At 69.7% G+C, this 948-nt stretch carries 3 pseudogenes; all 3 read right to left on the reverse strand.

The window, feature by feature from the left end:
- Nucleotides 1-203, reverse strand: a pseudogene (locus IF27_RS29620) (ATP-binding protein); the annotation flags it as partial.
- Nucleotides 184-701: pseudogene (locus IF27_RS30680) on the reverse strand (hypothetical protein). The pseudogenes IF27_RS29620 and IF27_RS30680, both read right to left, overlap by 20 nt.
- Nucleotides 702-806: 105 nt before the next feature.
- Nucleotides 807-948 (reverse strand): annotated as a pseudogene (locus IF27_RS30685) (roadblock/LC7 domain-containing protein); the annotation flags it as partial.

Raw genomic sequence — 948 nt, forward strand, 5'->3', positions numbered from 1 at the left:
TTACCACCCGTGTGCGTCAGATCATCGATCCCCGCAGACGCCGACGTCATCACCGCCTCGGTCCGCAGCGGATTGATCTCCGACACCGACCCCACAAACATCGTCTTCCCCACACCGAACCCACCCGCGATCACAATCTTCGCGGAGGTCGTGGACCGGGACGGCGCGGTGAGGCCGGCGTCGTTAGAGCTTGCGAAGTCCACTGAGCACCCTTTCGAGCAGTGTCACATCTGGCTGGCCACCCGGATCACCCTCATGACCCGGCTGGTGAATCGCGACAAGCCCTCGATCGCCAACTGGTACCGCGGCCGGGTCCGACCACCGGTCATCGCGTACGGGCGCACGAGCGGCTGCTGCGGCTCGATGTCCATGTGGCGCCGACCGGACGACGGCGTCTGGCGCGCGGCGGCCGGTGACCAGTCGCGCGCTCCCCCGCCGCCCCCGTGGCCGCCGGGCGCCGCGCCGGGACCGGAGCGTTCCTGCCCCGCGGGCTCGGGGCGTGTGTGGCGTTGCGGGGGGCGGTCGTCCGGTGTGTCCTGGTGGATCCCGGGGGCCTGCGGGGCCTGGGGCTGTTCCTGGCCGGGACGCCGTCGCGAACCGCTCGGGGCCGAGGGGAAGTTGAAACGCCCCGCGCGCCCTCCGCCGTGCGGCGGCTGCGCCGGGTACTCGTTGCCGTATGGTCCGCCTGGGGGCGTTGTCACTGTTCCTCCTCCGACTGCCTTCGCTCGTGAGCGGAAGCCGCGCTCATCTCGTCGCCTTGTCTGGCACCTTATGGCTCCGGAGCCTCAATCCGCACATGCCGTCTGCTAGTTGAGAAGGCTCCCCTGGAGTTCGGCGCGCAGGTCAGGGGTCAGAACGGTACCGGCACGATCGACCAGCAACGCCATCTCGTACCCCACCAGACCGATGTCCGCTTCCGGATGCGCCAGCACCGCCAACGACGAACCG

The organism is Streptomyces avicenniae, assembly GCF_000719135.1.
In the GTDB taxonomy this organism is placed as follows: Bacteria; Actinomycetota; Actinomycetes; order Streptomycetales; family Streptomycetaceae; genus Streptomyces; species Streptomyces avicenniae.